Raw genomic sequence first — 22,277 nt, forward strand, 5'->3', positions numbered from 1 at the left:
CGACCGGGCCGGTCGCCGGCCACCCCGCCGTCGTCGGGACGAGGCGAACACGGATCGCCGACGTGGTTGGTCAGCGGGTGACCATGACGGCGTCCCGATGCACGGTGGCGCGGCCGGTCGTGCTTCCGGACAGTACCTTCAGCTGCGCCTTGTGAGACGTCATCTTCGTACCGAGTGCGTGGGTGAACACGACCTTCCGACAACTGGTGGTTGCGGAGTAGGAATTCACGCTGCCCACGGTGGTCCGCGACCGTCACAGTGCGTGCGATCCAGGCCCGCGCCCGGCGGTGTCCCATCACCGCGAAGTCAGTGCGCCGCCGGCGAGGCCGGGGCCGACCCGGCCAACCGCCTCCAGGAAACGAACCTCACGAACCTTGTCTCCCTGCGCACCGCTCACCGCTGTCAGGCGGTCGGGTTGACGACCACCTTGGCCGAGTTGTTCCTGCTGTTCGGGTCGAAGGCGAAGGATGTGCCGTAGTCGGGCCGGGCGACGACGCGGCCCGTCGCGTCGGCGACGACCCGGTCGATGCGCAGCTGGAACGGGAAGCCGACCTTCAGGTCCGGCTTGGCCCACATCGGCAGGGTGCAGGCGTAGTGGCCGATGGCCGGGTCGTCGCCGGACGTCCAGGCGTTGCGGCAGGTGTCGGGCACCGACACGGCGGTGGTGCCCTCCGGAAGGTAGTAGTCGATCACGGCGACCGGGTCGCCGGAGCTGACGTTGCCGACCCAGGCCGGGCCGCGGTTGACGAACCGGAAGCCGGCGGTGACGGTGTCGCCGGCCGCGCCGCTCACCTCGGTGCCACGCACGGCGAAGTCGGCGGTGTTGTCGGCGTCGATACGCCAGGTGCGGTTGTTGTCCGAGCCGTCGAGGTCGGTGGCGCCGCCGCCGGGCTGGACCTCGTAGTCGAACCGCTCGTACAGCGCGTGGTCGGTGACGGCGAGCCGCAGCGGCTCCGGCAGCTCCACGGTCGCGCCGGGCGCGACGTCGGTGTCGAAGGAGCAAGTCACATACGTCATGGGCGTGTACTGGCCACTGTCGTCCGGGCCGGTGTAAGTGCACTGCGGGTAGCGGGTGACGACGTCGAGGCCGTACGTGGCCCACATCTTCACGCTGAAGCCGTGGGCGGTCTCGTTGCCGGTGTTGGTGACGGAGAACGGCACGGTGAGGCTGGTGCCGGTCTCGACGCCGGTGACGTCCTGCGGGGCGCTGACGCCGAGGTCCGGGCCGGAGCCGACGGTGACGAAGGTCTCCGCGGAGCCCTGCGGGGCGACGAGCGTGCCGTCGGGTCCGCCGGTGGCCTCGGCGGAGTACTCGATCGCACCCTGCGCTCCCACGGAGGCGCCGGCGGCGGCCCGCACCTTCAGCTGCACCTGCGCGCTGTAGCGGGTCGGCACGTCCCCGGTGTCGCACACGGCGACGGTGCCCGCGTCGTTCGGCGTGCAGTTGCCGGGCCAGGCCACCTCGGCGACCCCGGCGAGCCCGGAGGCGTCAACGGTCAGCCGCCCGTCGGTCACGGTGAAGTTCTGGTTGTCGTGGTACAGGCCGAGCGCCAGCGACCGGTACTGCGCCGCACCGCCGTCGGGGGCGACGGTGACCGTCTGCTCGTACGGCGCCTGGATCCACAGCTGATCGCTCTGCGCCACGTCGGCGGCGAAGGCGGCCCCATTCCCGAGACCGGCGACGACCAGCGCCCCCACGGCTCCGGCACAGACCCCGCGACGCAGCACACGCCCGACGGAGACAGAACTCATGACATCCCCCAGATTGGACAGAAGAGACCCCGGTACAGCGAGCCGGCACCGGGCACGAGTTGGACGCCCTGCCGAGAGGGAAAGTTGTAGCGGAGGGCGCATGGCGCATGACTCTTACCGTTTTCTTGATCACTCGGGTGTGGGGCGGACATCCACGGTCAACAGCGGTGCAACCCTGCCCTCGCGATCGCTCATCGAAGTGGTATCCGCGCAGGTCAAAACCACAGAGAGCGCCCAGGCGCCGTCGCGTGCCGTTCCGTTGACGAAGAGGGCCGGGTGTTCGGAGTACCGCAGGCTCGACGCCCGCCTCCCGCACCGACAGGGGCGCACCATGACCAAGACAGACATCCGGCCCGTGAAGCCGCCACCGGAGAGGGCCGCGGCCGCAGCCCACGCGCTCGCACAGGTCAACAACTACCTGGCGGCACACCAAGACCTCGCAGAGATCACCGTGACGGTCGAGGACGGAAAGCGCGAGCCCCTCGCGCTACCCCGCGAGGCCGTGGAACTGTTCGTCGGCATGCTGGCCCACCTGGGGGCCGGCCGCGCCGTCTCGATCGTCCCGTCCGACGCCGAGCTCACCACACAGCAGGCAGCGGACATGCTCAACGTGTCGCGGCCATTCCTGATCGGGCTGCTCGAGGTCGGAGAAATCGAGTACCGAACCGTCGGCACACACCGGCGGATCACCGCGTCCTCGCTCCTGGAGTACAAGCGCAAGGACGACCAGCGTCACCGCGAAGCCGCCGACGAGCTCACCTTCGCGCACGTCATCGCCTACCCGGTCGGCATCCCGCTTGGCCCGGCCGAGCAGGTGCTGATGCCGTCCGGACCGGGCTCTCCGGCCCACTCGGCGATGCTCCAGCAGTTCCTGCGCGGCAGGTCCGCCAGCTTCGGGGCGACTTTGCCGCCGTGGGTGCGGCTGGTGCTTCCGGCGGGGGACGGAACAAGTGCGGCAGTCGAACTGTTCGACGGCGGTGGCCGGAGCGGCGAGCTCTGACATGTCTCAGAAACCATCGCAGGGGGCATTGTGCGAAAGTTGTTTGCGAGAGGTTGTGAGAACGAAGTCCAAGGGCGAACCGGACAGGGTCCGGCGGGGGTCCGCGGCCTGTCAGACCTGCTCATTTCTGCGAACTCATAACGTAACCGCCTTCACTCACCGTGACTGATCACAGCTTGATTCTCACCTGGCGGTTCCCAAGCTGGTATGAGGGGCTGGAGGAGGCGAGCGGCGTCGTGAGCAGTGGGCACGGTGAGCTTCCCCGGCTGCTGGCGGCAGCGGAGACGGCGTCCCCGGCGCAGGCCGTCGACGTGGTCGAGGAGGACCTGCGGCGGCGTTTCCAGGCTACGAAGGTCTCTTTCCTCATCGTGGATCTGACGGGGAAGGCGGTGGCGCGGCTGTCCACCGTCGGCGCCGTGGAGGGCGGGCGGGAAGCCGAGCGGATCGACCTGTTCGGCAGCGTCTACGAGCAGGTGATCCGTACCCAGCGGCCGTATCAGGAGGCCACCGGTCAGGGACAGCGGCTGATCCTCCCGGTCACCAACCGGGGTGACGCCATCGGGCTGCTGGAACTGCTCCTGCCGGTCGCCCCCGGCGAAGATGTCCTCGACGCGGTCGGGGAAGCCGCCCACGCCCTGGCCTACATCGTGATCGCCAACGGGCGGTTCACCGATCTCTACACCTGGGGCAAACGCTCCAGGCCCCCCAGCCTGGCAGCAGAGATCCAGTACCAGCTACTGCCCCAGTCGCTGTCGTGCGAGGCCGCACAGTTCGCACTGTCCGGGAACCTGGAGCCCTCCGAAGACCTCAGCGGCGACACCTTCGACTTCGCCCTGGACCGCGACACCCTGCATCTGTCGGTGACCGACACCATGGGCCACCACATCGATGCCGCCCTGGCCGCCACGGTCCTGGTCGGCGCTCTACGCGGGGCCCGCCGTGCGGGAGCCGGCCTGGCCGAGCAGGCCCACCGGGCCGATCAGGCCCTGGCCGACCACGGCCGCGGCCACGCCACCGGGCAACTGCTGCGCATCAACCTCCACACCGGGCGGGCCCAGCTCATCAACGCAGGCCACCCCTGGCCGCTGCGGATGCGTGAGGGGGCCGTGGAGGAGATCGTGTGCGAGGTGGACCATCCCTTCGGGCTGCCGGTGCCCGCGCCCCACCCCTACCGCGTTCAGGACATCGAGATGCGCCCCGGTGACCGTCTGCTCATGCTCACCGACGGCATGCTCGAACGTCGTGCGGAGAAGATCGACCTGCCCGCTCTGCTGGAGCGCACCCGGCACCTGCACCCGCGGGAGACCGCGCTGACGCTGACGTCCGCGGTCCTGGACGCCGTCGGCGGCCGGCTGAAGGACGATGCCACCGTGATATGCCTGGACTGGCATGGCCCCCAGGAGACTCGGCGACACGCCAGCTACGGCGCGGACACCGGGCAAGCCTCAGCCGCCCGCGCGAAGGCGCAACCGTGACCAAGGAACTCTCCTGGAAGGTGTCAGGCGCCGGTGAGGAGCTCTCGACCGCCGGGATGCCCCGGCCCGCCGTCCGGGCCGCGTCGGCCTCCGCACGGCGGGGGCCGGGCACGGTTGCGGCCGGCGGGAGTTCGAGCCGCTTGGAAGGACCGCGCTGCGAGACCCCGCGCTCAGCGACGCGCCCCTCACCGAAGCCGGCGCCCCGCCCGGCGTCCAGCAGGCGAGTGTCCGTACCGCAGGCCGACCTGTCGCCCCTCACACCCGCATCACCCCGACCCTGGCCCGTCGGGGAACACCCGGCCTGCCCTCAACGCCCTCTGCCGAGGCCCGCTGCGCACCGCCCGCCAGTCCACCGGCCCCCTGGCATACCCGCCGAGGCCCGCTTGCGCGTCGCTCATCACAAACCCCACCGCGCGCTACGGGCCCGAGGTAACCGCTCAACGGCCGGACATGCCCACGAGCCACGGGCACAGAAGCAGGAGGCCGACCGTCGCCGTTCCCCCTTCCCTCCGGAGCTTCCGCAGTTCACAGTGGAATCAGGCACTACTCCCCAAGGGAGGCGTCATGATCGTCCTGGGTGTCATCCTGCTCGTCATCGGCCTCGTCACCGGCATATCCATCCTGTGGACCATCGGGCTCATCCTGGCAGTCATCGGAGCGGTCCTGTGGATCCTCGGCTCGATGGGACACGCCGTCGCAGGACGACGCCACTACTGGTGAGCGGCCGAAGTCGCACGGCGGCAGGCGCGGGCGGACCGGGCCTCGCCTAGGGGTGTTCTCGACCACCGGTACGGGATGCGGCCCGACTCGTCCGGTGCGCGGGGGGGAGAGAGAGAGAACGCCACCACCGCGATCGGCCACGCGGCAACGCACCCGGAGAGGCCGGGCCCCCGGGCCGGGTGTCATGCCACTGCTTGCGCCCGCCACCATGACGGCAGACATGTTCTTTACGAGCCCGCACGACGCCCGCATCCGTGCTAACTTGGTTTTAGTTGCAGTTTTGGTACCCATGAAATTCAGTGCGCGCCTGATGTGACCTTCAGGCGCTTTTTGTTTTCCGGTCCACTCCGGATGGGGTCATTTCAGCAACCTGGGATTCCACAGAGCGGCGGAATTCCTCAAGACTCCGTGCAAGGAGAAGGAACATGGCCACCGGTACCGTCAAGTGGTTCAACGCGGAAAAGGGCTACGGATTCATTCAGCAGGACGGCGGCGGCCCCGACGTCTTCGCCCACTACTCGAACATCGCCGCCCAGGGCTTCCGCGAGCTGCAGGAAGGCCAGCGGGTGAACTTCGATGTCACGCAGGGCCAGAAGGGCCCCCAGGCGGAGAACATCCGACCCGCCTGACGTCGTCCCGGGGCGCCGCGACGGCGACGTACATCCGGCCCGGCCGACGTCTCGACGAGGCGCCGGCCGGGCTTTTCGGTTCGATTCCCCCGCCGGCGCACTCCCCCGTCGGCACGCCTCCGCGGCGGAAATGCCACCCGTCACCCTTCGCCGCTGCCGGGAGTACCCTGAACGTACCGAGAGCATTTCGCGCAACGCGACCACGGCGGTGCCGTTCCCGGCGAATGACGAAACGGGCAGCCGGAAGGCCGCCCGGGACGGGATCGCACGATGGACGTCAGGAAAAGCCGAGCCGAGGGCACGTCAACGGACGAAGCACACACCTACCGGATGCCCTTGCCCCGGCTGTCCCTCACACCGGACGGCAGTCATGGCCCGCTGGACGGCGCCTGGTGGCCGCGCTGCCACGCGCTGGAACTGGAACTGCCCGCGCTCGTGGGCTCGCTGGACCCGGGCTACGGCACCGTAACCCGTGTCACCGTGGACCCCGCCGCCTGGCCCGACGCCCCGCACACGGTCACGGCGCCCGACCACGTCATCGAGGTGGCCCAGGCGGACGCCGACACCGCCACGCATGTCATCACCCTGGACTGCGGCACCGCCGGGCGTTGGGAGCTACTGGTTGTCCCGCCCGACGAACCCGACGCAGCGGCCGCCCGGCTGCTGGCCACTGCCGCCGATCCCTGGAACCCGCTGACGGCCGCGCAGCTGCTGGCGCGCGCCGAAACCGACCTCGCCGGGGAATCGGTGTGGGAGTCGGAGGGAGGGCCCACATCATCCTGACGGCCTGCCCGGTCCGGGGGGCGGGACCACAGGAGCGGGCATACGCTGCAGGAAAGGGACGTACGCAGAAGCACGCCGCTGAGCCGTACCCGCGTGTGTGAAGCGACGGCCGCGTTCGCCCCAGCGCCGCCGCCCGCAGGAGGTATGCCATGGATCATGAGCCATTGCCCTCCGAGGGCCACGCCGAGGTCCGCATCATCGCGGCAACGCCGGAGGCCGCCCGTCGCGTCGCCGAAGTGCTCCGCCGCGCCTTCGCCTCCGACGAACAGCGCAGCTACCCCGCCGGCAGCGAAGGGGCGACCCGGCTCCACCTGACCATCGACACCACGCACGCCGCCGAGCCCGCACGGTCCTGGCTGGCAACCAGCGAGCCGTCCCTCGAGGACCACGCACACACGGACGAGGTGTGACAAGGCAGTGAGAACCGCGAAGCCCCTCCCCCACGTCCGCGCCTGCACCGCCGGGCACGCCCCGGAGAGCGACAGCCATGACGACACTCCGTGAACGCAAGACCTACCGGAAAGCGGTCCTGAAATCTCTGTACCGGGCCGTCGAACTCAATCGCCCCGAGGTCAGCGGAGCGACACTCCGCGACAAGCTGGGTCTGCCCGACGAGGACCTCTCCGCGGCCTGCGCGTACCTGGCCGGCGAGGGTCTGATCACCGTCGACTGGACATCGCACGGGACCCCCGCCACCGTCTCGCTGACACACGAGGGCATCCGGTTCATGGAGGGGGAAGAGGAAGGATCGGATGCACCCGGTCAGGGGGAGTGAGATTCCTGTGCCTCATTCCTGGTCCATCGGGAGCCGACCGGCCCCTTACGGAGCCTCAAACGCCGATCGGTGAGTTGCAGGCCCGAGACCGAGTCGTTGAGCCCCGACTCCCGCTGTGGAGCCCCAGCAGGTCACCGCCGCCCTCACTCCCTGCACACGCGCGCTGCGCCTGCGGCTCCGACGGTGGTCCTTCCCCGCCGACGCCCGGCGCCCCGGGACGGGAAGGCGTCCGTCCGGACGCCTTCCCGGAAGCACGGATCTTCCGGTTCCAACGGGTCGCACACTCGACGTCGTCCGCGCGGACGTCGACGAACCTGCACCCGACGCCACTCTCCAGGAGCGTGAGGCCACCACCGAACGACAGGCGCCACCGCGCCCGGCCGCTGCGACTCCGGCATCTGCCTCGACACCGCCGTCCGGATCCACATCGCTCCCGACCTCTCCTTGCGCGAGCCACCTCCCTCGCCGGGGCTGCCGGCCAGTCAACGGCCGGTTACCCGGGGGGCCCACTCGCAGGCCTCCATCGCCCCCTCCAGTACCGCGCGTTCGGTCGCCGTGAGGGGGTAGGAGGCTGCCGTGCCGAGGGCGGGGTCGAGGTGCGGGCGGACCCGGTCCGCGTCGGCGGGGTTCAGGCTGAGCACCGGCTTCACCAGGATGTTGAGGGGATGCTCCAGGTCCTGGACGACGGTGGAGTAGAAGGCGTCCGAGCCCCGGGTGGGGATCGCCAGCCCGCCCTCGTAGACCGCCAGCCGTCCATAGGGCGCCGAGACGAACTTGCCGATGGCGTGCGAGCCGCGCAATTCGTCCTCCTTGTTGTCGGGGCCCGTCGGCACCAGGAACTCCGGAGAGCCGGTGCGCTCGAGGGTGGACATGTCGTAGTGGTAGTTGACGTTGCCGCCCTCCGCCACGAGCAGGTCCCAGGCAGCCACCGGGTTGAGCCGGAAGATCGTGCGCGGTGTGGAGTCCCAGCCCGAGTACAGGCCCCGGATGCGGCCGCCGATGATCTGCCAGCGGTACAGGCCCTTCTCCCAGCCGGCGGTGACGATGGAGTCCCCGGTGAAGGTGATCGCGTTGAACTCGCCGTGCCGCACGGACTCCATCACGAGGTCGTACAGCGGCTGCAGTCTGCTGTCGGTGACCAGCAGCCGGGAGCCCTCCGCGAAGGCGATCCGGGTGCCGGTGGCGTCAACGGCGAAGAGGTCGGCGCGGCGCAGGCCGTAGTCCCGCAGATCGAGTTGCTCCTGCTCACCGTCGGCGACGGCGAAGGCGACGCCGAGCAGCTTGGTGCCTACCACCCACCCCGTGGCGGTCGGCTCGACGACCGCGTCCAGCAGCCCGCCTCCCGAGGCGAGGACGGCTTCCCGGCCGGGGGTGTACTCCACGATCTCCGTGTCGCCGCGGTAGCCTCCGCTGTCGAACTCCCGTCGGGCGATGACGGTCTCGCTGTCGAGCGCGCACAACGACCAGTGCTGGGCGGGTCCTTCGTACAGCGTGTTCCGTACGCCCGTGCGGTCGACCGTGACGACGCGGGAGGTGTGCAGGTCCCGGCCCCTGGTATCGAGCGCCAGCACCGGATGGCGGACGCAGAAGCCGGCCGGGCTCGCGAAGCCCATCGTGGTGGGCAGTTTCACGGTCGTACGGCGGAACAGGTCCGTGCCGAGCCGGGCCGCCTCCTTGGTGTCAATGGCGGTGAGCACGGCGGCGAGCCGGGCGTCCGCGTCCGACGGCGGGCTCCACTTGCGGAGCTTGAGATGTGCCGCCGCGACCACCGCCTGCGGCAGCGGCGAGGACAGGATCTGCCACCACAGGGTGCGCCAGTCGCCCTTGCGTGCCAGCTTGCGTGCCTGACCGGCCGGATCCGAGCCACCGCCGATACGTGGGATCACCCTGCGTCGCCTCCCCGTCGGTGCGCATCCGCGAGCGGACGTCGTACGGACGCGCTTTCCCGCTGCGTCACACCGAGAACCATCCGCCCGGCCTGATGTCCACGCCGAGTCTCCGCAGCGTGGCCTCCTTCAGCCTCGGGTCGAAGTCGCCGATGGCGCTGGCCGCGCGGACCCGTACGGAGCGTCCGGCGTCCGGCGAGTCCGCCAGTTCCTGCAGCAGGCGCAGCCCCTCCTCCTGGTCCACGCCCGCCAGTGCGCGCGCGGCGCTCACCCGGGTCTCGCCGCTCGCCCCGGCGAAGTGCTCACGCAGCAGGAGCAGCCCTGCCTCCCGGTCGCGGCGGGCCAGCAGTACGGCGGCCTGGATGCGCGGCCCGGCGTCCCAGCCGGGTTCCCGGGCCAGCCCGGACAGCAGGGGTTCGCCCTGGGCCGGTTGGTAGTGGGCGAGTTCGGCCGCCGCCCGCAACCGGTGCTGGGGTTCCTGGCCGGTGCCGCGGGCGATGACGCCCAGGACCCGCACCCCCTCATCCTGGTCGTGCTGCGCGAGCAGCACCGCGGCGTCGCAGCCGTAACGGCCGGGCAGGGCACCGTCTGCGAAGTCGCGCAGCAGGGGAACACCGGCGGCGTCGTAGCGGGCAAGCCTGTGTGCGGCCTCGACACGGTAGCCGGCGTCAACGCGCTCGTCGCGGGCGATGCGTTCGAGGAGCAGCGTCGCCTCGGTGCGTTCCTGGTCGCCCGGGTCGGCGAACGCGGCCAGCGCGTCGGCCGCGAACACCCGGCAGTCCGCGAAGAAGCGTCCGTCGGCGGCGAACCGGCGCAGCCAGTCGGTTCCGGCGGCCCGGTCGTGGGCGCGCAGCCCGACGGCAGCCTCGACGCGAGCCAGATGGGGGCAGTGGGGATTGGCGACCAGGGCGCGCAGCCGGGCGGTGCCCGCAGGCGTGTCGTGCTCCGCGAGCCGCGCGGCGGCCTGGGCGCAGTAGCGGGACGCGGTGTCGTCCGCGAACCGGGTGAGCAGTTCGGTGCCCGTCTCCCGGTCGGCGTGCGCGAGGCAGGCCGCCGCGGCGATCCGCAGCTGCAGGGCGAACGACGGGTCCCGGGCGAAACCGCGCAGCAGCCCGGTGCCGCGGGGATCGTGGCCGACCAGCGCCGCCGCGGCGTTGACCCGGTCGATCGGCACGGAGTCCGGGTCGGTCGCCATGTCGTGCAGGCGGCGCTGCTGCGCGGGCAGGTGGGCGAGTGCCGTATGGGTCTGCTGCCAGTCCTGGACGACCGGGGCCGCGCCCGGCTCCCGCTCGTCGGGGTGCTGCCACAGCTTCTCGAGAATCCGGTCGCGGGTCTCCCTGTCGCACATGCCCTCCGCGAGCAGCCACGCGGCCTGCTCGACCCGCCGGGGATCGGTGGCCAGCCGGCGGGCAAGCTCGCGCTGCAGCTCGGGCGGATGACGATCGAAGGCGAACAGCGCGGCGACACGGGTATCGGCATCGGCCAGGGCGTCACCCCAGGCGTCCGGGTCGGTGCCGAGGCGGCCCCGGAAGTGCTCCGCGGCCAGGTACTCGGCGAACGTGCGGTGCAAGAACCGGGGATCCGGCCCGTGGACGTCGACCACGAGTCCGGTGGCGTCGAGGAGCGCCGCGGCCGTGCGGTGCTTGGACGGGTCGTCGTCCTGCCCGTCGGTCAGCAGCCGGGCGGTGGCGTACGGTAACTGCGTGCCGTCCCGCAGGTAGGCGTCGGCCAGGTCCCCGAGGAAGCCGCGCAGGGCGGTGGTGACGGAGGCGTGGCCCGGCGCGTCCCGGGCGTAGCGCTCGCGCAGCCGGCCGAGTAGTTCCTCGACACGGTCCCGCAGCCAGGGCTCGTACGGGTCCTGCCGCTGCGGGAAACGGCCGAGGAACTCCGCCACTGCGCGCGCGTACAGGTCGACGCGGCGGCCCCGCAGATGCGGCTCCCCGCCCGGGTCGAAGTACTGGTCGACCGCCAGCTGCGCGAGCAGCGGCAGCCGGACCAGGTCGAGTACGTTGCTCGTGCGCACGTACGCCAGGAACTCCGCGGCACGGACCGCGGCCCGCTCGTGGATCACGGGGTCGGCGAGCCGGTCGGCACCGCCCGTCTGGTGGGCCATGACGAACCGGTGCAACTGCTCGTCGGAGAACGGCTGGAGTCGGAACTCCGTGACGCCGACGCTGGTGAGGCTGCGCCAGGTGCTGTCGTGCAGACTGCGGGTGGACAGCATCAGGCGCCGCTCCATGCCGGGCCCGCCGGTGCTCTCCCGGGCCGTGGTGAGCAGGAGCTCCATCACCTGCCGCCAGTCCTCGGGCCGGGTCACCTCGTCCAGCGCGTCGACCAGCACCAGGACCTGGGCGCCCGGCACGGGCGGGTCGGCCTCCAGCAGGGCCCGCGCCCGGGGCCGGACGGCCGCAGCGACGGAGTCCCTGCCCACCAGTTCGCGCGCGGCGATCCGCAGCGGCAGCAGCGGCCCGAAGGGGGCCGCGCCGGGCGCCTGGCCCCGGGTCGCGGTGCGCCACCACCGCCAGGCGGTGGCCTCCACGTACTCCAGCAGGCTGGACTTGCCCACGCCCGGCTGGCCGGTGACGACGATGTGCCGGACCGTGGGGTCGGTGAGGAGACGACCGACGGACACCGGCTGCCCGGTGACCCGGAGGGGATGGCGGCCCTCGCCCCCCGAGGAGGGAGGCCCGGCCGGGCCCTCGGCGTCCCGGTCCGTGGTCGTGTCGAGGTACTGCTGGGTGTAGACACGGGCGAGCTCCCCGGGCTCGGTGGCCTGGTAGGAGAGGCCGCCGCGGGCGCGTACGGCGTCGGCCGCGGGCGCGGCGTCGAGCAGCTCGGGCGGGAGCAGCGGGCGACGGCGCCGCAGCCGCCAGGCGCGTACCGGGGAGGTCCAGGAGGCGGCCGCAGGGCGGGGCAGCGGGGTGGCCGCGGGTGCGGAGCGGCTCGGCTCCGGCCGTTCGACCCGGCCGTGTGTCCATACGCCCGCTCCGCCGGCCCACCGGATCCAGGCCGTCAGGCCCGGATCGTCCGCGAACGCCGCGGCGGGTACGGCCCGCAGTTCGGCGACCGGTCCCGACCGCCCGCCGGCGTCGGCGGTGACGACCCCCACGAGCCGGTCCCCGGCGAACAGCGCCGCGCCGGACATCCCCGCCCAGCCACTGCCCGGGGTGGGCCGGGCCAGCGCGCTGGTCGTGATGACCCAGTGCCCGGACCGTACGCCGGACAGCGGATGCAGGATCCCGCTGAACTGCCGTGACTCGCGCATCCCGCTCACCACGTCGTGGTCGGGAAAGCCGACGGCGGTGACGTCGACCGGGTCGGCGGAGGTGAGATCGGCCCAGTACGTCGGCGCCCACCCGGCCGGGGACGCGGGCTGGTGGACGTCGGTGACCAGCAGCAGCGCCACGTCGCGCTCCGGCCGCCACCAGACGGTCACCGTGTCCCGGAAGCGATGCCCCTTGCGGGCGTCCGCCAACGCCCGGACCCGGCATCTCGCGCGGTCACGGGTCAGCTCCTCCAGAGCCGTGGGCGACAAGGGGCGGCGGGGCGGCGGTTCGCCGGGCGGGGGCTCGCCGTCGCGTGTGGTGCCCTCGACCGCGTGCCATACCGTGAGCACGAGCTGCGGCGTGACGAACCATCCCGAACCCACCTTGCGAATCGCGGGGTTGTACACCTCGGCAATGCGCTCGGCATTCAACGGCACTGCCAGTTCCCTCTCAACGCGGCTCGCCGTCGACGTCCGCGGTCACACGCACAGGCCCGTCGCCGCGCGCCGCCACCGGGTTGAGTGTGAGCGACAGCCGATGCGTCGTCTCCGCCGCCGCCTTCCCGGTCGCTCCGAACGACACCACCCCGAACCGCAGCCCGCCGTTACCCGATCCCTCACGGGTGATGGCGAGCGCCAGCTCAATGTCCACCGGTCCCAGTTCGAATCGCAACGGCTGCCCGTCGCCCTGTGCCATCGCCGCTGTCAGCTCAGCCCGCAACGCCTCGATCGTCTCGGCCAGCCCTCCGGCAACAGCGACGTTCTCACTGCCCATCAGGAGACCCCCGTGACAAGTCGGCCTGCGGCTCCGTGCACAGTTCCATGATGACACCCATATCCCTCTGCGCAGTCGCCCCCTTGGGAAACTTTCCGCCTCCCCGGCCGCGCCCCCTCGATGCCAGCGCCGGTTCCGAGGCTGCCCTCATAGAGCGGGTGCCTACCGAGGTCAGCCGGGTAGAGATGCCCTCGCCCGCTCACCGCAGCGACGGGTGGCCGTCCAGCTCCATCAGCCGGCGCATCCGCTGGGGCCGTGGTGCGTAGGGTGGCGTCCACCATGGCCCACAGCTCGTGACCGAGCGTGGCCATCGCCGCCCGCTGGTGGTCCGCTCCGCTCCTGCCGGACGTACGGGGCCGGGGTTCGTTGTCGGTAACCCGGGCGGTGCTGCGTTCATCGAGTCGCTCGGTCGAGGCGTGTTCAGCCGCCGGCGCGGACGAAGACGGGCTTGAGGTGCTTCTCGGGCAGGGCGTCGGGGAGTTGCGCCCAGTCGAGGACGTGGGAGACCACCCGCTCCGGTGCGACCTTTCCCGAGGAGGCGAGTTCCAGGGCGTCGGGGATGTGGTTCCGGACGTTGTCGCGGGCGATGCGCAACGTGACGCCGGTGAGGTACATGTCGAGCAGGGGCAAATCCTGGTCCCGGCCGTGATGCCCCTGTTCGGCAACGCCAACTGGTGGCTTCCGCGCTGGCTCGACAAGCGCCTTCCGCATCTGTCCGTCGAAGGCCCGGCGGAAACGGCCGAGGAGAGCCGGCAACCCGAACCGATCGCCCCCGGATCCCCGTCCTGTGGGACCGGCCATGGCCAGCCGCGACGTGTGGGTGTTCGCGAAGTGGGCCGGGAGCGCGGGACACCGGCCTCGGCCCGCACAAGCGCCGTCGCTTCCCAAGCTGAGAGCGCGAGTTCGATTCTCGTCACCCGCTCCATGTGAAACCCCCAGGCCAGAGGCCCGGGGGTTCCTCGCTGTCTGAACCGGCCGTCGGTGCGCGCACCACAACCGCACCATCAGCTCTTCGGTGGCTCCTCCTTGTGGTGCGCACGGTCGCCGTTGTGCTGCTTCGCACGTTCGGCGCGTACGAGATCGTCCAGCCCAGCGGCGACCTCCCGCCCCGGCTGGTGAAAGTGTGAGGCCGGTCAAGAAGCTGCGTCAGCCCGGGAAGCAGATGGCGGGGCCAGGGCCGCCCTCGCCCCCCGTCAGCGGGTGGCGAGGAGTTCGAGAGTGTCGATCACGCGGTTCGAGAAGCCCCACTCGTTGTCGTACCAGGCGACCACCTTGACATGGCGGCCGTCAACGCGGGTGAGGGCCGAGTCGAAGATCGACGAGGCCGGATTGCCCGCGATGTCGGACGACACGAGCGGGTCATCCGAGTACTCGAGGATGCCGGCGAGCGGGCCCTCCGCCGCGGCGCGGTACGCCGCCAGCACGTCGTCGCGCGTCACGTCGCGGGCGACGGTCGTGTTGAGTTCGACGATCGAGCCCACCGGAACCGGTACGCGGATCGAGTCGCCCGACAGCTTGCCGTCGAGGTTCGGCAGCACGAGACCGATCGCCTTGGCGGCGCCCGTCGTGGTCGGCACGATGTTGACGGCGGCGGCGCGGGCGCGGCGGGCGTCGCGGTGCGGACCGTCCTGCAGGTTCTGCTCCTGCGTGTAGGCGTGCACCGTCGTCATGAAGCCGTGCTCGATGCCCGCGAACTCGTCGAGCACGGCGGCCAGCGGCGCAAGCGCGTTGGTCGTGCACGAGGCGTTCGAGACGATCGTGTGCACGTCCGGGTCGTACGCGTCGGTGTTGACCCCGAAGGCGAGCGTGACATCGGCGCCGTCCGACGGCGCACTGACGAGTACCTTCTTCGCGCCGGCGTCGAGGTGGGCACGGGCGGCACCGGCCGACGTGAAGCGGCCGGTCGCCTCGAGCACGATGTCCACGCCGAGTTCGGCCCAGGGCAGCTTCGCCGGTTCGCGCTCGGCGAGCACCATGATGCGACGGCCGTCGACGACGAGGGCGTCCCCGTCGACGGTCACCGGCCGACCGAGCCGGCCGGCCGTCGTGTCATAGGCGAGCAGCCGGGCGAGGGTGGCGGGCTCCGTGAGGTCGTTGACGGCGACGATGTCGAGGTCGCTGTCGCGTTCGAGCAGTGCGCGCAGCACATTGCGTCCGATGCGGCCGAATCCGTTGATCGCGATGCGAGGCATGAGTGGTGTCCCTTCGGTTCGCCACCAGCCTCGCGTGCAGCATCCACCCGTGACAGCGGCGTGATCGCCACGGTTCAAAAGGATCGCGCCACGTGGCGGCGGGCTACTCGCCCTGGGCGAAAGTGCGCCGGTACTCGCTCGGCGTGGTGCCGAGGATGCGCTGGAAGTGCAGCCGCAGATTCGCACCGGTGCCCAGACCGACATCGGCAGCGATCTGTTCCACGCTCCGTTCCGAACACTCGAGCAGCTCACGGGCCACGTCGATGCGGGCGCGCATGACCCACTGCATCGGTGTGTACCCCGTGTCTTCGACGAAGCGCCGCGACAACGTACGCGGCGAGACCGCCGCATGCCGCGCGAGCGCCTCAAGGGTGAGGGGCTCGCCGAGCCGGTGCAGCGCCCACTCGCGGGTGGCGGCGAACCGCTCTCCGAGCGGCTCGGGCACGCTGCGCGGCACATACTGCGCTTGGCCGCCGCTGCGATAGGGGGCCGCGACCAGGCGCCGGGCCGCGTGGTTCGACGCGGCCACTCCGAGGTCGCCGCGCAGAATGTGCAGGCACAGGTCGATGCCCGAGGCGGCGCCTGCCGACGTCAGCACGCTGCCCTCGTCGACGAACAGAACGTTCTCGTCGATCTGGACGAGCGGATGCTTCGCCGCAAGCGCCCGTGAGTAATGCCAGTGCGTCGTGGCGCGTCTGCCGTCGAGCAGGCCCGTGGCGGCGAGCGCGAAGGCGCCCGTCGAGATGGCGGCGAGCCGCGTGCCCCGAGCGTGGGCTGCGATCAGCGCGTCGACGACGGCCTGCGGCGGGTCGTCGCGGTCCGGGAACCGGTAGCCGGGAATGAAGGCGATGTCGGCCCACGCAAGCGCGTCAAGACCGTGGGCGACGTAGTACGACATGCCGTCACCGCCGGTCACGAGACCAGGTGCCGCCCCGCACACGCGCACCTCATACGGCATGCTCGCGCGGGTCGTGAACACCTGCGCGGGAATGCCGACATCGAGCGGCTTCGCGCCCACGAGCACAAGGACGGCGACGCGATGCAGGCGGGAGGATGGCACGGGGACAGGGTACGAGGCAGGCTGGGCCTTTCGTCCTGACCGCCGGCGCGGCTCGTCGGTGACCGGTGACCGGTGACTGATCACCGGTGACCGATCACCGACGAGCCGGTACCGCTCGTGGCGGTCTCCCGCAGCGGGTGTCGGTGTTCCGGCCTCCAGGCGGTGTACGGCCCCGAGGAACCGCTCAGCGCTTGGCGCAGGGGCGTGAGCAGGAACCGAGTCCCTGGTTGCGTTCTGGTTGCGTTCACCGCTGTTCGGCACCGTCGCCACCCGCCCTCAGCTCCACTCCGCCGCAGGTCAGGACGCCCCTGATCACCCCCGCCCCCGCCCCCGCCCCCGCCCCCGCCCACAGACGAACATCAGGAAAGCGCGTTGGGGGCAACCCCTCACGAGTTCGAATCTCGTGTCCTCCCCAGCCGCCCACCAGGGCAGACGAAGGACCCCGACCGCTCGCCGGCCGGGGCCTTCGTCGTGCTCCGTCTCACCTTCCGTCTCGGTCGGGCCGGGCCCGGACGACGGTCACGGCGAGTGACGAAAGCCCGGCGCCTCGATGCACGGGAGGCTCAGAAAAGCTTCCATTCACCGGTCTGGTCGGTCATCCCGGAATCCATGGTGAACTGCACGGTGGCCGCCTTGGAGCCCTTGGGGACTTCGAACACGATCCACCCCAGCGCCTTGGTGCCGGGCTTCAGCTTCACGTCGCTGGACATGGAAGGGTCCGCGGTGATGTCGGCGAAGGTGGACTCGAACTGCTGGCCTTCGGCATCGATGATCTGTGCGCCGTTGCCGGGGCTGTCGCCGTAGGCCGCGGTGCCCGTGTTGACCAGCTTGAACTGGACGCCGACGAACCGCTTGCCGGACTCGGGGGCGGTGAACTCGTCGCTGGACTTGGCCGGGTCGGCGGCCTTGACGACGGTGACATCGAGCCGCTGCCGCTGCCGCTCAGCGGGATCCGGGCGACCACAGGGCCGTCGGCGTTGTGCAGCCGGTAGCCGCGCGGCCGGCCTCCTTGCCGCCGCTCCACCAGTACCGTGACGTCGGCGGGGCGTTCGGTGCGGAGCACCAGGACCGCCGGCTGCCGTGGCGTGGGCAACACCGACCGGTACCTGCCGTCGCCCTTTCCTGACACCCGCCCGTCCGCCCGTCCGCCCAACCGCTCCGGGCCTCGCCGCGGCTCCTGGGCGCGGACGCGCATCCCGCTCGTCGCGTCTGCCCCCGGCGTCCGGGACCGCGGCTGCGCACGGACCCGGCTCCGCGGCACGATCGGCTCCCGGCTCCCGGCTCCCGGCTCTCGGCTCCCGGCTCCCGGCTCTCGGCTCTCGGCTCTCGGCGATGCGGACGGCGTCGGCGGCGGCACACCGCGACATCGCGTGCGGCCCCGCCTTCCGGCGCCCAGCGGACCTGGGCGGTCGACGGCCCGTGCCGGGGGCCGAAGAAGCAGAGCGGCAACCGCTCGGGCAGGAAAGTGCCCGCGAGCCGCGCGTCCAGACAGGCCAACGCGTGGCGCCCCTCGTCCAGCGCGCGCAGCACGTCGAGCGTCTCCGCGCGGTCCCGGTCTCCGACGATGGCCCGTTTGGCCTCCTCGTAGGCGTCCAGGGCGCGGGCCAGGTCCGAACGCATCTCCTCCGTGGCACCCGGCTGGCCGGGGGAGAACGGGTGCCGGTCGAGACTCTCTCCGTACGACGTGATCTCCGCTTCGATCTCGGCGAGTTCAGCGGCACGTCGGCCCCGGTCCACCCCACGGAGGCGTCCGAGCCCCCACCCCCATCTCGGTCTCACGCGGTCATCCTGCCGCACTCCTCGCGATCGTCCACCACCATCTCTCCGGTCTCTCCTGACGCGAGGGGCCGCTCGGCACGGTCGACGCGTGTGGATCTCGTACCGTCCGCTGCCGCCCACCGGGGCGGACGAAGGGCGACGACTGCCATGGGCCCGGCCGGCACGGCACCCAGGAGCCGGGCCGTGCCGCTCTCGGCCGCCGGATCGGCGTCGGTGTCCTGTGCGACGATCGGACTGTGTCACCCCCATGGCCCGAACGCGTGCTCGACGAGTCGAACGTCATGCTCCGCCTCACCGTCCTGCTGCTGGTCACGGTGGGGGACCTCACTCTGCTGCAGACCGGCGACCGGCCGTCGGCGACCGACTGGGGCTTCGCGCTCGCGGCGGTGGCGATCGGTCTGTTCGGCGCCGTCCGGCCGCTGACCACCGCCCTGTGCCAGGCGGCCCTGCTGCTCGCCGCGGACGCGTTCGGCACCTACGAGCACGGTCCGGCGGCCCTGGTGAAGTACATCGCCGTTCTCTCCCTGCTGGAGCTGGCGATCCGTCGGCCGTGGCGGCAGGTGTCGATCGGCGCTGCCGCTCTGACCGCGGTGTACCTCGTCCACACGAGCGACGACCTGCCCGCGCAGCTGCCCTCCCTGCTGTGCCGGGTGGCCGTGACGGTGCTCGGCCCGGTGCTGCTGGGTGGCTCCATACGCGCCACCCGTCAGGCCGCCTGGCACGCCCGCAGGCGCGCGGAAGAGGAGAGGCGCAGCCATGAGCTGCGGGTCCGCACGGCGCGGGCGGCCGAGCGCACCGCGATCGCCCGGGAGCTGCACGACCTGGTGGCTCACCATGTCTCCTCCATGGTGCTGAGGGTGGGGGTGGCCCGGCACGTGATGCCGGACGCGGACAAGCGGGTGAGCGACGTCCTCGACGATCTGCACGCCACCGGCATCGCAGCCCTGACGGACCTGCGCCGCCTGGTGACCGTGCTGCGCGACCCGGAGCAGATGTCCCAGAACGACGGCGCGGCTCCGCTCGTGGCCCCGGACGGGCTGCCCGCCGCCTTGCACACGGTGATCGAGCAGGGCCGGCGGATCGGGCTCGACATCGAGGAGTCGACGGACCCGGGGCTCCGTGCCGCTGTTCATGCGGCGGACGCTACGGAGACCCGACGCGGCCCCGTATCCGCCCCGCGGCCGGCCTTCCGGCCAGTGGGAGGAGCCCCGGCCGTCGAGCGGAGACCCGCGCCGCCCCGCCCGCACGGCGTGCCGCGGTCCGCGGCGAGAGCCCCACGGTGCGGGCGCCGGGGTTCAGGCGCCGTCCGGCTGGCAGCGTGGGCACCACACCGTGCCGCGGCCCGCGACACGGGACCGCCGCAGCGGGGCGCCGCAGCGGGGGCAGGCCGGGAGGGGGTCGTCGCGGTGGCCGGTGAGCCAGGAGTCGCGCGGCGGGACGCAGCCGGCGCTCACCGCGGAGCGCAGGGTGCGGCGCATCTGGGCGTACAGGCGGTGGCGTTCCGCCTCGGTGAGATCGGCCGCACGGCTCGCGGGCCACACCCGCGCGCGCCACAGGATCTCGTCGGCGAGCAGATTGCCGAGTCCGGCCAGGGCGGACTGGTCGATGAGGACGGCCTTGACCCTGCCGCGGCGCGAGGTCAGGACGGCGTCGAACCCGTCGCGGTCCACAGCCAACGCGTCGGGGCCCAGACGCGCCAGCAGCCGTGCGACATCGGAGTCGTCGTCGGCCAGCCAGAGGCCCTGGAGCTTGCGCTGATCGCGGTAGCGGAGCTGGCGGTCGCCGTCCACGGTGAACAGGACGCGGTCGTGCGCCTCGGGCGCGTCGCCGGGACGGCAGCAGACCAGTCCGCCGGTCATGCCGAAGTGCAGCATGAGGGTGGGGCCGTCGCCGGTGCGGGCGAGCAGCCACTTCCCGTGCCGCTCCGGTTCCGTGAAGCGCCGGCCCTCCAGTGCGCGGCGCAGCCGCCGCGCACTCACCCCGCGCAGTACGCCTGTGTCGCGCACATGGACGCGGTGGACGGTCCTGCCCTTCACGCAGGACCGGAGCACCTCGCGGAACCCTTCCACATCGGGCAGTTCGGGCATGGGGGGGGATATCCGCCCCGCCTCAGCGGCCCAGGAGGAAGTCGAACACCGCCTGACGGCCCTTGTCGCTCACCGCCCTGCTCTGCACGGAGTGCGCGGCGCCCGGCACCACCACGACCCGGGCCCGCGGCGTCAGCTTCTTCTGGTCGTACAGCCACTCCAGCGGCGTCGACAGGTCCCGGTCCCCGCCGAGCAGCAGGACCGGTACGCCCGGGAGCCGGCGATGCTCCAAAGGCAGCGGCGGCACCGGTGTGCGGGGCCAGTACAGACAGCTGAGCATCGTGCCGAGGCCCGTCGCCGTGGCCGCGTCGAACGGGCCGTAGTCGGCCGGTGTCAGCTCCGCGCCCGCCTTCTCCAGGGCCTCCCGGCGCCCGGCGGTCGGCGCGTCCGCCCTGCCCCACGGATAGCGGCCGTCCAGGCACAGGGTCGAGGCATGCAGCCCCTGGCTCAGTTCCTCCGCCGTCGCCGCGCTCCCCTGTCGTACGCCCGCGATGAGGGCCTGCAGCGGTGCGGGGTCCCCACCCGCGGCCGTGTGCAGGGCATCGATCATCGCCGCGTAGTCGGGGTCCACGAACTCCCAGGTGGTCAGCGCGTCCAGCACATCCACGCCGTTGTGGTACGTGTCCACCACCTCGGCCAGGTCCGCCGCCGGGTCGGTGTGGCAGCCGATGGCCGCGCAGGCCTCCGTCAGCACGCGCGGCGCCGCGCGCAGGGCGGCGCGGTCCATCGGGTCGTAACCGGTCTGCGGCACCACGGAGTCCAGGACCAGCCGTGCCACGTGGTGCGGGTGCGCCAGGGCGTAGCGTTCGGCGGTGTACGTGCCGTACGAGACCCCGTCGAGCGTCATCTTCCGTACGTGCAGGGCCCGGCGCAGCAGTTCCAGGTCGGCGACGGTGTCACCGGTGCCGTAGAAGCGGCGGTCCGGACCGATGGCGGCGGCGCAGTCCGCCACCGCGCGCTCGGTGGGCGGTGTGAGATCGGACGACCCCATCTCCTGCTGCAGTTGCGGGCATTGCAGCGCGCCCGCGCCGGTGCCGCGCTGGTCGATCATCACCAGGCGGTAGTCCTTCAGCAACGGCGCCAGCCTCTTGGCCAGCCGGTCCACGAACGGCACACCCGGCTGGCCCGGACCACCCGTCAGGAACAGCAGGACGCCCTTCGTGGCCCGCGCGTTGTCCGCCATCGCCACCTTCAGGCCCAGCGTGCCGGCCACACGGCCGCCGTGGTCGAGCGGAACCGTCAGGGTGGCGCAGCTGAAGCCCTCCACCCCGGGGCAGGGCGCCGTGCCGGAGAGTCCCCCGTTCCCTCCGGCAGGCGCCACGGCCGCCCGGTCCTGCGCCGCCGACGTGCACGCCCCCGACACCACCAGCGCGCCCGCGGCGGCCAGTGCGACCGCCGCCAGCGCCCTCGGTCTGCGCATCCTCCGTACCTCCCGGCCCGTCCGCGCCCTGCGGGTCCTGTGTGTCCTGCGCGTGCCCAGCATCCCCGTGCCTCCCCCGTGCCCCCCGCGTCGCCACGCCCCGTCCTCCGTGCCGACCACCAAGATGCGCCGAGCGGCCCTGCCACTGCGAGCATCCGTGCCACGATTCGAGCAGGTTCGAAAGGACGCGCGGCACGGGACGCGCGGCACCGGACGCGCAGCACCGGACGGGCGGCACGGGACGCGCGGCACGGGACGCGGCACGGACGCGCAGCACGAAACAGGCGGCACGGGACGCGGCACCGGACGGGCGGGATCCGACGCGGACACCGGGAGGGCCGTGATCGAACTCACCGTGGACGCCACCGGGCCGGCCGGATCCCGTTTCGCGGTCTCGCCGTTGCACGACGCCGTGGCGACGCGGCTGCCGTGGGGGCTGCGCCCGGAGCGGACCGCCGATCCGTGGGTGGCGCGTGCCCGGAGGGTGCTGGGCCGGGCCCGGCTGCCGCTGCTGTCGGGGCTGGCCCTGGACACCGGCGGCTACGTACCCGACTTCCTCAGCCCGCACCCGTCCGGGCCCTCGCCCACCGTCGAGGAGGAACTGGAGCGGGTCCGCTCCACCCCGCCCGGGCGTGTCATGGGCGAGTCGGCGGCCGTCGCGCGACGGCCGCCCGGGCAA

The 22,277-nt window shown here is 72.1% G+C and carries 15 protein-coding genes, 1 tRNA gene and 5 pseudogenes; 10 read left to right on the forward strand and 11 right to left on the reverse strand.

What is annotated here, in order from left to right:
- Positions 1 to 402: 402 nt before the first annotated feature.
- Positions 403 to 1,752 carry a COG1361 family protein gene (locus ACFSL4_RS07440; RefSeq protein ID WP_381079817.1) on the reverse strand — a complete coding sequence of 450 codons (1,350 nt, stop codon included), beginning with the start codon at positions 1,750 to 1,752 and terminating at the stop codon, positions 403 to 405.
- A 520-nt stretch (positions 1,753 to 2,272) separates the two neighbouring features.
- On the opposite strand from ACFSL4_RS07440, the pseudogene ACFSL4_RS07445 reads away from it, so the two are divergent.
- Positions 2,273 to 2,461 (forward strand): annotated as a pseudogene (locus ACFSL4_RS07445) (helix-turn-helix domain-containing protein); the annotation flags it as partial.
- Positions 2,462 to 2,515: 54 nt separating this feature from the next.
- On the opposite strand, the pseudogene ACFSL4_RS07450 reads toward ACFSL4_RS07445, so the two are convergent.
- Positions 2,516 to 2,643, reverse strand: a pseudogene (locus ACFSL4_RS07450) (IS701 family transposase); the annotation flags it as partial.
- A gap of 375 nt (positions 2,644 to 3,018) precedes the next feature.
- Here ACFSL4_RS07450 and ACFSL4_RS07455 point away from each other — a divergent pair.
- From ACFSL4_RS07455 to ACFSL4_RS07480, 6 genes are all read left to right on the forward strand, one after another.
- The gene (locus tag ACFSL4_RS07455) at positions 3,019 to 4,227 is read left to right on the forward strand and encodes a PP2C family protein-serine/threonine phosphatase (protein ID WP_381079951.1); all 1,209 of its coding nucleotides are present in this window, start codon (positions 3,019 to 3,021) and stop codon (positions 4,225 to 4,227) included.
- A 564-nt stretch (positions 4,228 to 4,791) separates the two neighbouring features.
- Complete coding sequence (locus ACFSL4_RS07460; protein WP_381079819.1) at positions 4,792 to 4,947, forward strand: DUF6131 family protein; 156 nt, start codon at positions 4,792 to 4,794, stop codon at positions 4,945 to 4,947.
- 425 nt (positions 4,948 to 5,372) lie between these two features.
- Positions 5,373 to 5,576, forward strand: a complete 204-nt coding sequence (locus ACFSL4_RS07465; RefSeq protein WP_381079821.1) for a cold-shock protein — start codon at positions 5,373 to 5,375, stop codon at positions 5,574 to 5,576.
- A gap of 330 nt (positions 5,577 to 5,906) precedes the next feature.
- Positions 5,907 to 6,359 carry a DUF5994 family protein gene (locus ACFSL4_RS07470; RefSeq protein ID WP_381079823.1) on the forward strand — a complete coding sequence of 151 codons (453 nt, stop codon included), beginning with the start codon at positions 5,907 to 5,909 and terminating at the stop codon, positions 6,357 to 6,359.
- Positions 6,360 to 6,508: 149 nt separating this feature from the next.
- Positions 6,509 to 6,769, forward strand: coding sequence for a hypothetical protein (locus ACFSL4_RS07475; RefSeq protein WP_381079825.1), 261 nt, complete (start codon positions 6,509 to 6,511; stop codon positions 6,767 to 6,769).
- Positions 6,770 to 6,846: 77 nt separating this feature from the next.
- Entirely contained in the window at positions 6,847 to 7,134 is a 288-nt protein-coding gene (locus ACFSL4_RS07480; protein WP_381079827.1) for a hypothetical protein, read from the forward strand.
- Between the two features lie 482 nt (positions 7,135 to 7,616).
- Here the strand turns inward: ACFSL4_RS07480 and ACFSL4_RS07485 are convergent, their stop codons facing one another.
- The 4 genes and pseudogenes from ACFSL4_RS07485 to ACFSL4_RS07500 form a co-directional block, all read right to left on the reverse strand.
- Positions 7,617 to 9,020, reverse strand: coding sequence for a hypothetical protein (locus ACFSL4_RS07485; RefSeq protein WP_381079829.1), 1,404 nt, complete (start codon positions 9,018 to 9,020; stop codon positions 7,617 to 7,619).
- A gap of 67 nt (positions 9,021 to 9,087) precedes the next feature.
- A complete protein-coding gene (locus ACFSL4_RS07490) occupies positions 9,088 to 12,723 on the reverse strand; it encodes a trypsin-like peptidase domain-containing protein (protein ID WP_381079831.1) in 3,636 nt (1,211 codons plus the stop codon).
- A 13-nt stretch (positions 12,724 to 12,736) separates the two neighbouring features.
- Complete coding sequence (locus tag ACFSL4_RS07495; RefSeq protein WP_381079833.1) at positions 12,737 to 13,060, reverse strand: trypco2 family protein; 324 nt, start codon at positions 13,058 to 13,060, stop codon at positions 12,737 to 12,739.
- Positions 13,061 to 13,480: 420 nt separating this feature from the next.
- Positions 13,481 to 13,702: pseudogene (locus ACFSL4_RS07500) on the reverse strand (zinc-dependent alcohol dehydrogenase); the annotation flags it as partial.
- Positions 13,703 to 13,876: 174 nt separating this feature from the next.
- Here ACFSL4_RS07500 and ACFSL4_RS07505 point away from each other — a divergent pair.
- A tRNA-Gly gene (locus ACFSL4_RS07505) sits at positions 13,877 to 13,985 on the forward strand.
- Between the two features lie 268 nt (positions 13,986 to 14,253).
- Here the strand turns inward: ACFSL4_RS07505 and gap are convergent.
- From gap to ACFSL4_RS07520, 3 genes are all read right to left on the reverse strand, one after another.
- Positions 14,254 to 15,252, reverse strand: coding sequence for a type I glyceraldehyde-3-phosphate dehydrogenase (gene gap, locus ACFSL4_RS07510; protein ID WP_381079835.1), 999 nt, complete (start codon positions 15,250 to 15,252; stop codon positions 14,254 to 14,256).
- 103 nt (positions 15,253 to 15,355) lie between these two features.
- The gene (locus ACFSL4_RS07515) at positions 15,356 to 16,312 is read right to left on the reverse strand and encodes a GlxA family transcriptional regulator (RefSeq protein ID WP_381079837.1); all 957 of its coding nucleotides are present in this window, start codon (positions 16,310 to 16,312) and stop codon (positions 15,356 to 15,358) included.
- A 563-nt stretch (positions 16,313 to 16,875) separates the two neighbouring features.
- On the reverse strand, positions 16,876 to 17,679 hold the full coding sequence (locus ACFSL4_RS07520) for a DUF4352 domain-containing protein (protein ID WP_381079839.1): 804 nt from the start codon (positions 17,677 to 17,679) through the stop codon (positions 16,876 to 16,878).
- Between the two features lie 1,257 nt (positions 17,680 to 18,936).
- Here ACFSL4_RS07520 and ACFSL4_RS07525 point away from each other — a divergent pair.
- Positions 18,937 to 19,017: pseudogene (locus tag ACFSL4_RS07525) on the forward strand (hypothetical protein); the annotation flags it as partial.
- Between the two features lie 369 nt (positions 19,018 to 19,386).
- On the opposite strand, the gene ACFSL4_RS07530 reads toward ACFSL4_RS07525, so the two are convergent.
- Positions 19,387 to 20,178: an Fpg/Nei family DNA glycosylase gene (locus ACFSL4_RS07530; protein ID WP_381079841.1), complete on the reverse strand. Its 792-nt coding sequence runs from the start codon at positions 20,176 to 20,178 to the stop codon at positions 19,387 to 19,389.
- Between the two features lie 22 nt (positions 20,179 to 20,200).
- Positions 20,201 to 21,598, reverse strand: a complete 1,398-nt coding sequence (locus ACFSL4_RS07535; protein ID WP_381079843.1) for an alpha/beta fold hydrolase — start codon at positions 21,596 to 21,598, stop codon at positions 20,201 to 20,203.
- Positions 21,599 to 21,938: 340 nt separating this feature from the next.
- Between ACFSL4_RS07535 and ACFSL4_RS07540 the strand changes: the two are divergent.
- Positions 21,939 to 22,277 (forward strand): annotated as a pseudogene (locus ACFSL4_RS07540) (transcriptional regulator); the annotation flags it as partial.

Origin of the sequence: Streptomyces caeni, assembly GCF_042678285.1 — a bacterium.
Taxonomy (GTDB): Bacteria; Actinomycetota; Actinomycetes; order Streptomycetales; family Streptomycetaceae; genus Streptomyces; species Streptomyces caeni.

Excerpts from the sequence above, each read along its gene's own strand:
- ACFSL4_RS07475 (WP_381079825.1), top strand. The coding sequence starts at position 6,509 with ATGGATCATGAGCCATTGCCCTCCGAGGGCCACGCCGAGGTCCGCATC.
- ACFSL4_RS07440 (WP_381079817.1), bottom strand. The coding sequence starts at position 1,752 with ATGAGTTCTGTCTCCGTCGGGCGTGTGCTGCGTCGCGGGGTCTGTGCC.
- ACFSL4_RS07480 (WP_381079827.1), top strand. The coding sequence starts at position 6,847 with ATGACGACACTCCGTGAACGCAAGACCTACCGGAAAGCGGTCCTGAAA.
- ACFSL4_RS07535 (WP_381079843.1), bottom strand. The coding sequence starts at position 21,598 with ATGCGCAGACCGAGGGCGCTGGCGGCGGTCGCACTGGCCGCCGCGGGC.
- ACFSL4_RS07520 (WP_381079839.1), bottom strand. The coding sequence starts at position 17,679 with ATGTCGCGGTGTGCCGCCGCCGACGCCGTCCGCATCGCCGAGAGCCGA.
- ACFSL4_RS07530 (WP_381079841.1), bottom strand. The coding sequence starts at position 20,178 with ATGCCCGAACTGCCCGATGTGGAAGGGTTCCGCGAGGTGCTCCGGTCC.
- ACFSL4_RS07495 (WP_381079833.1), bottom strand. The coding sequence starts at position 13,060 with ATGGGCAGTGAGAACGTCGCTGTTGCCGGAGGGCTGGCCGAGACGATC.
- gap (WP_381079835.1), bottom strand. The coding sequence starts at position 15,252 with ATGCCTCGCATCGCGATCAACGGATTCGGCCGCATCGGACGCAATGTG.
- ACFSL4_RS07465 (WP_381079821.1), top strand. The coding sequence starts at position 5,373 with ATGGCCACCGGTACCGTCAAGTGGTTCAACGCGGAAAAGGGCTACGGA.
- ACFSL4_RS07460 (WP_381079819.1), top strand. The coding sequence starts at position 4,792 with ATGATCGTCCTGGGTGTCATCCTGCTCGTCATCGGCCTCGTCACCGGC.
- ACFSL4_RS07470 (WP_381079823.1), top strand. The coding sequence starts at position 5,907 with ATGCCCTTGCCCCGGCTGTCCCTCACACCGGACGGCAGTCATGGCCCG.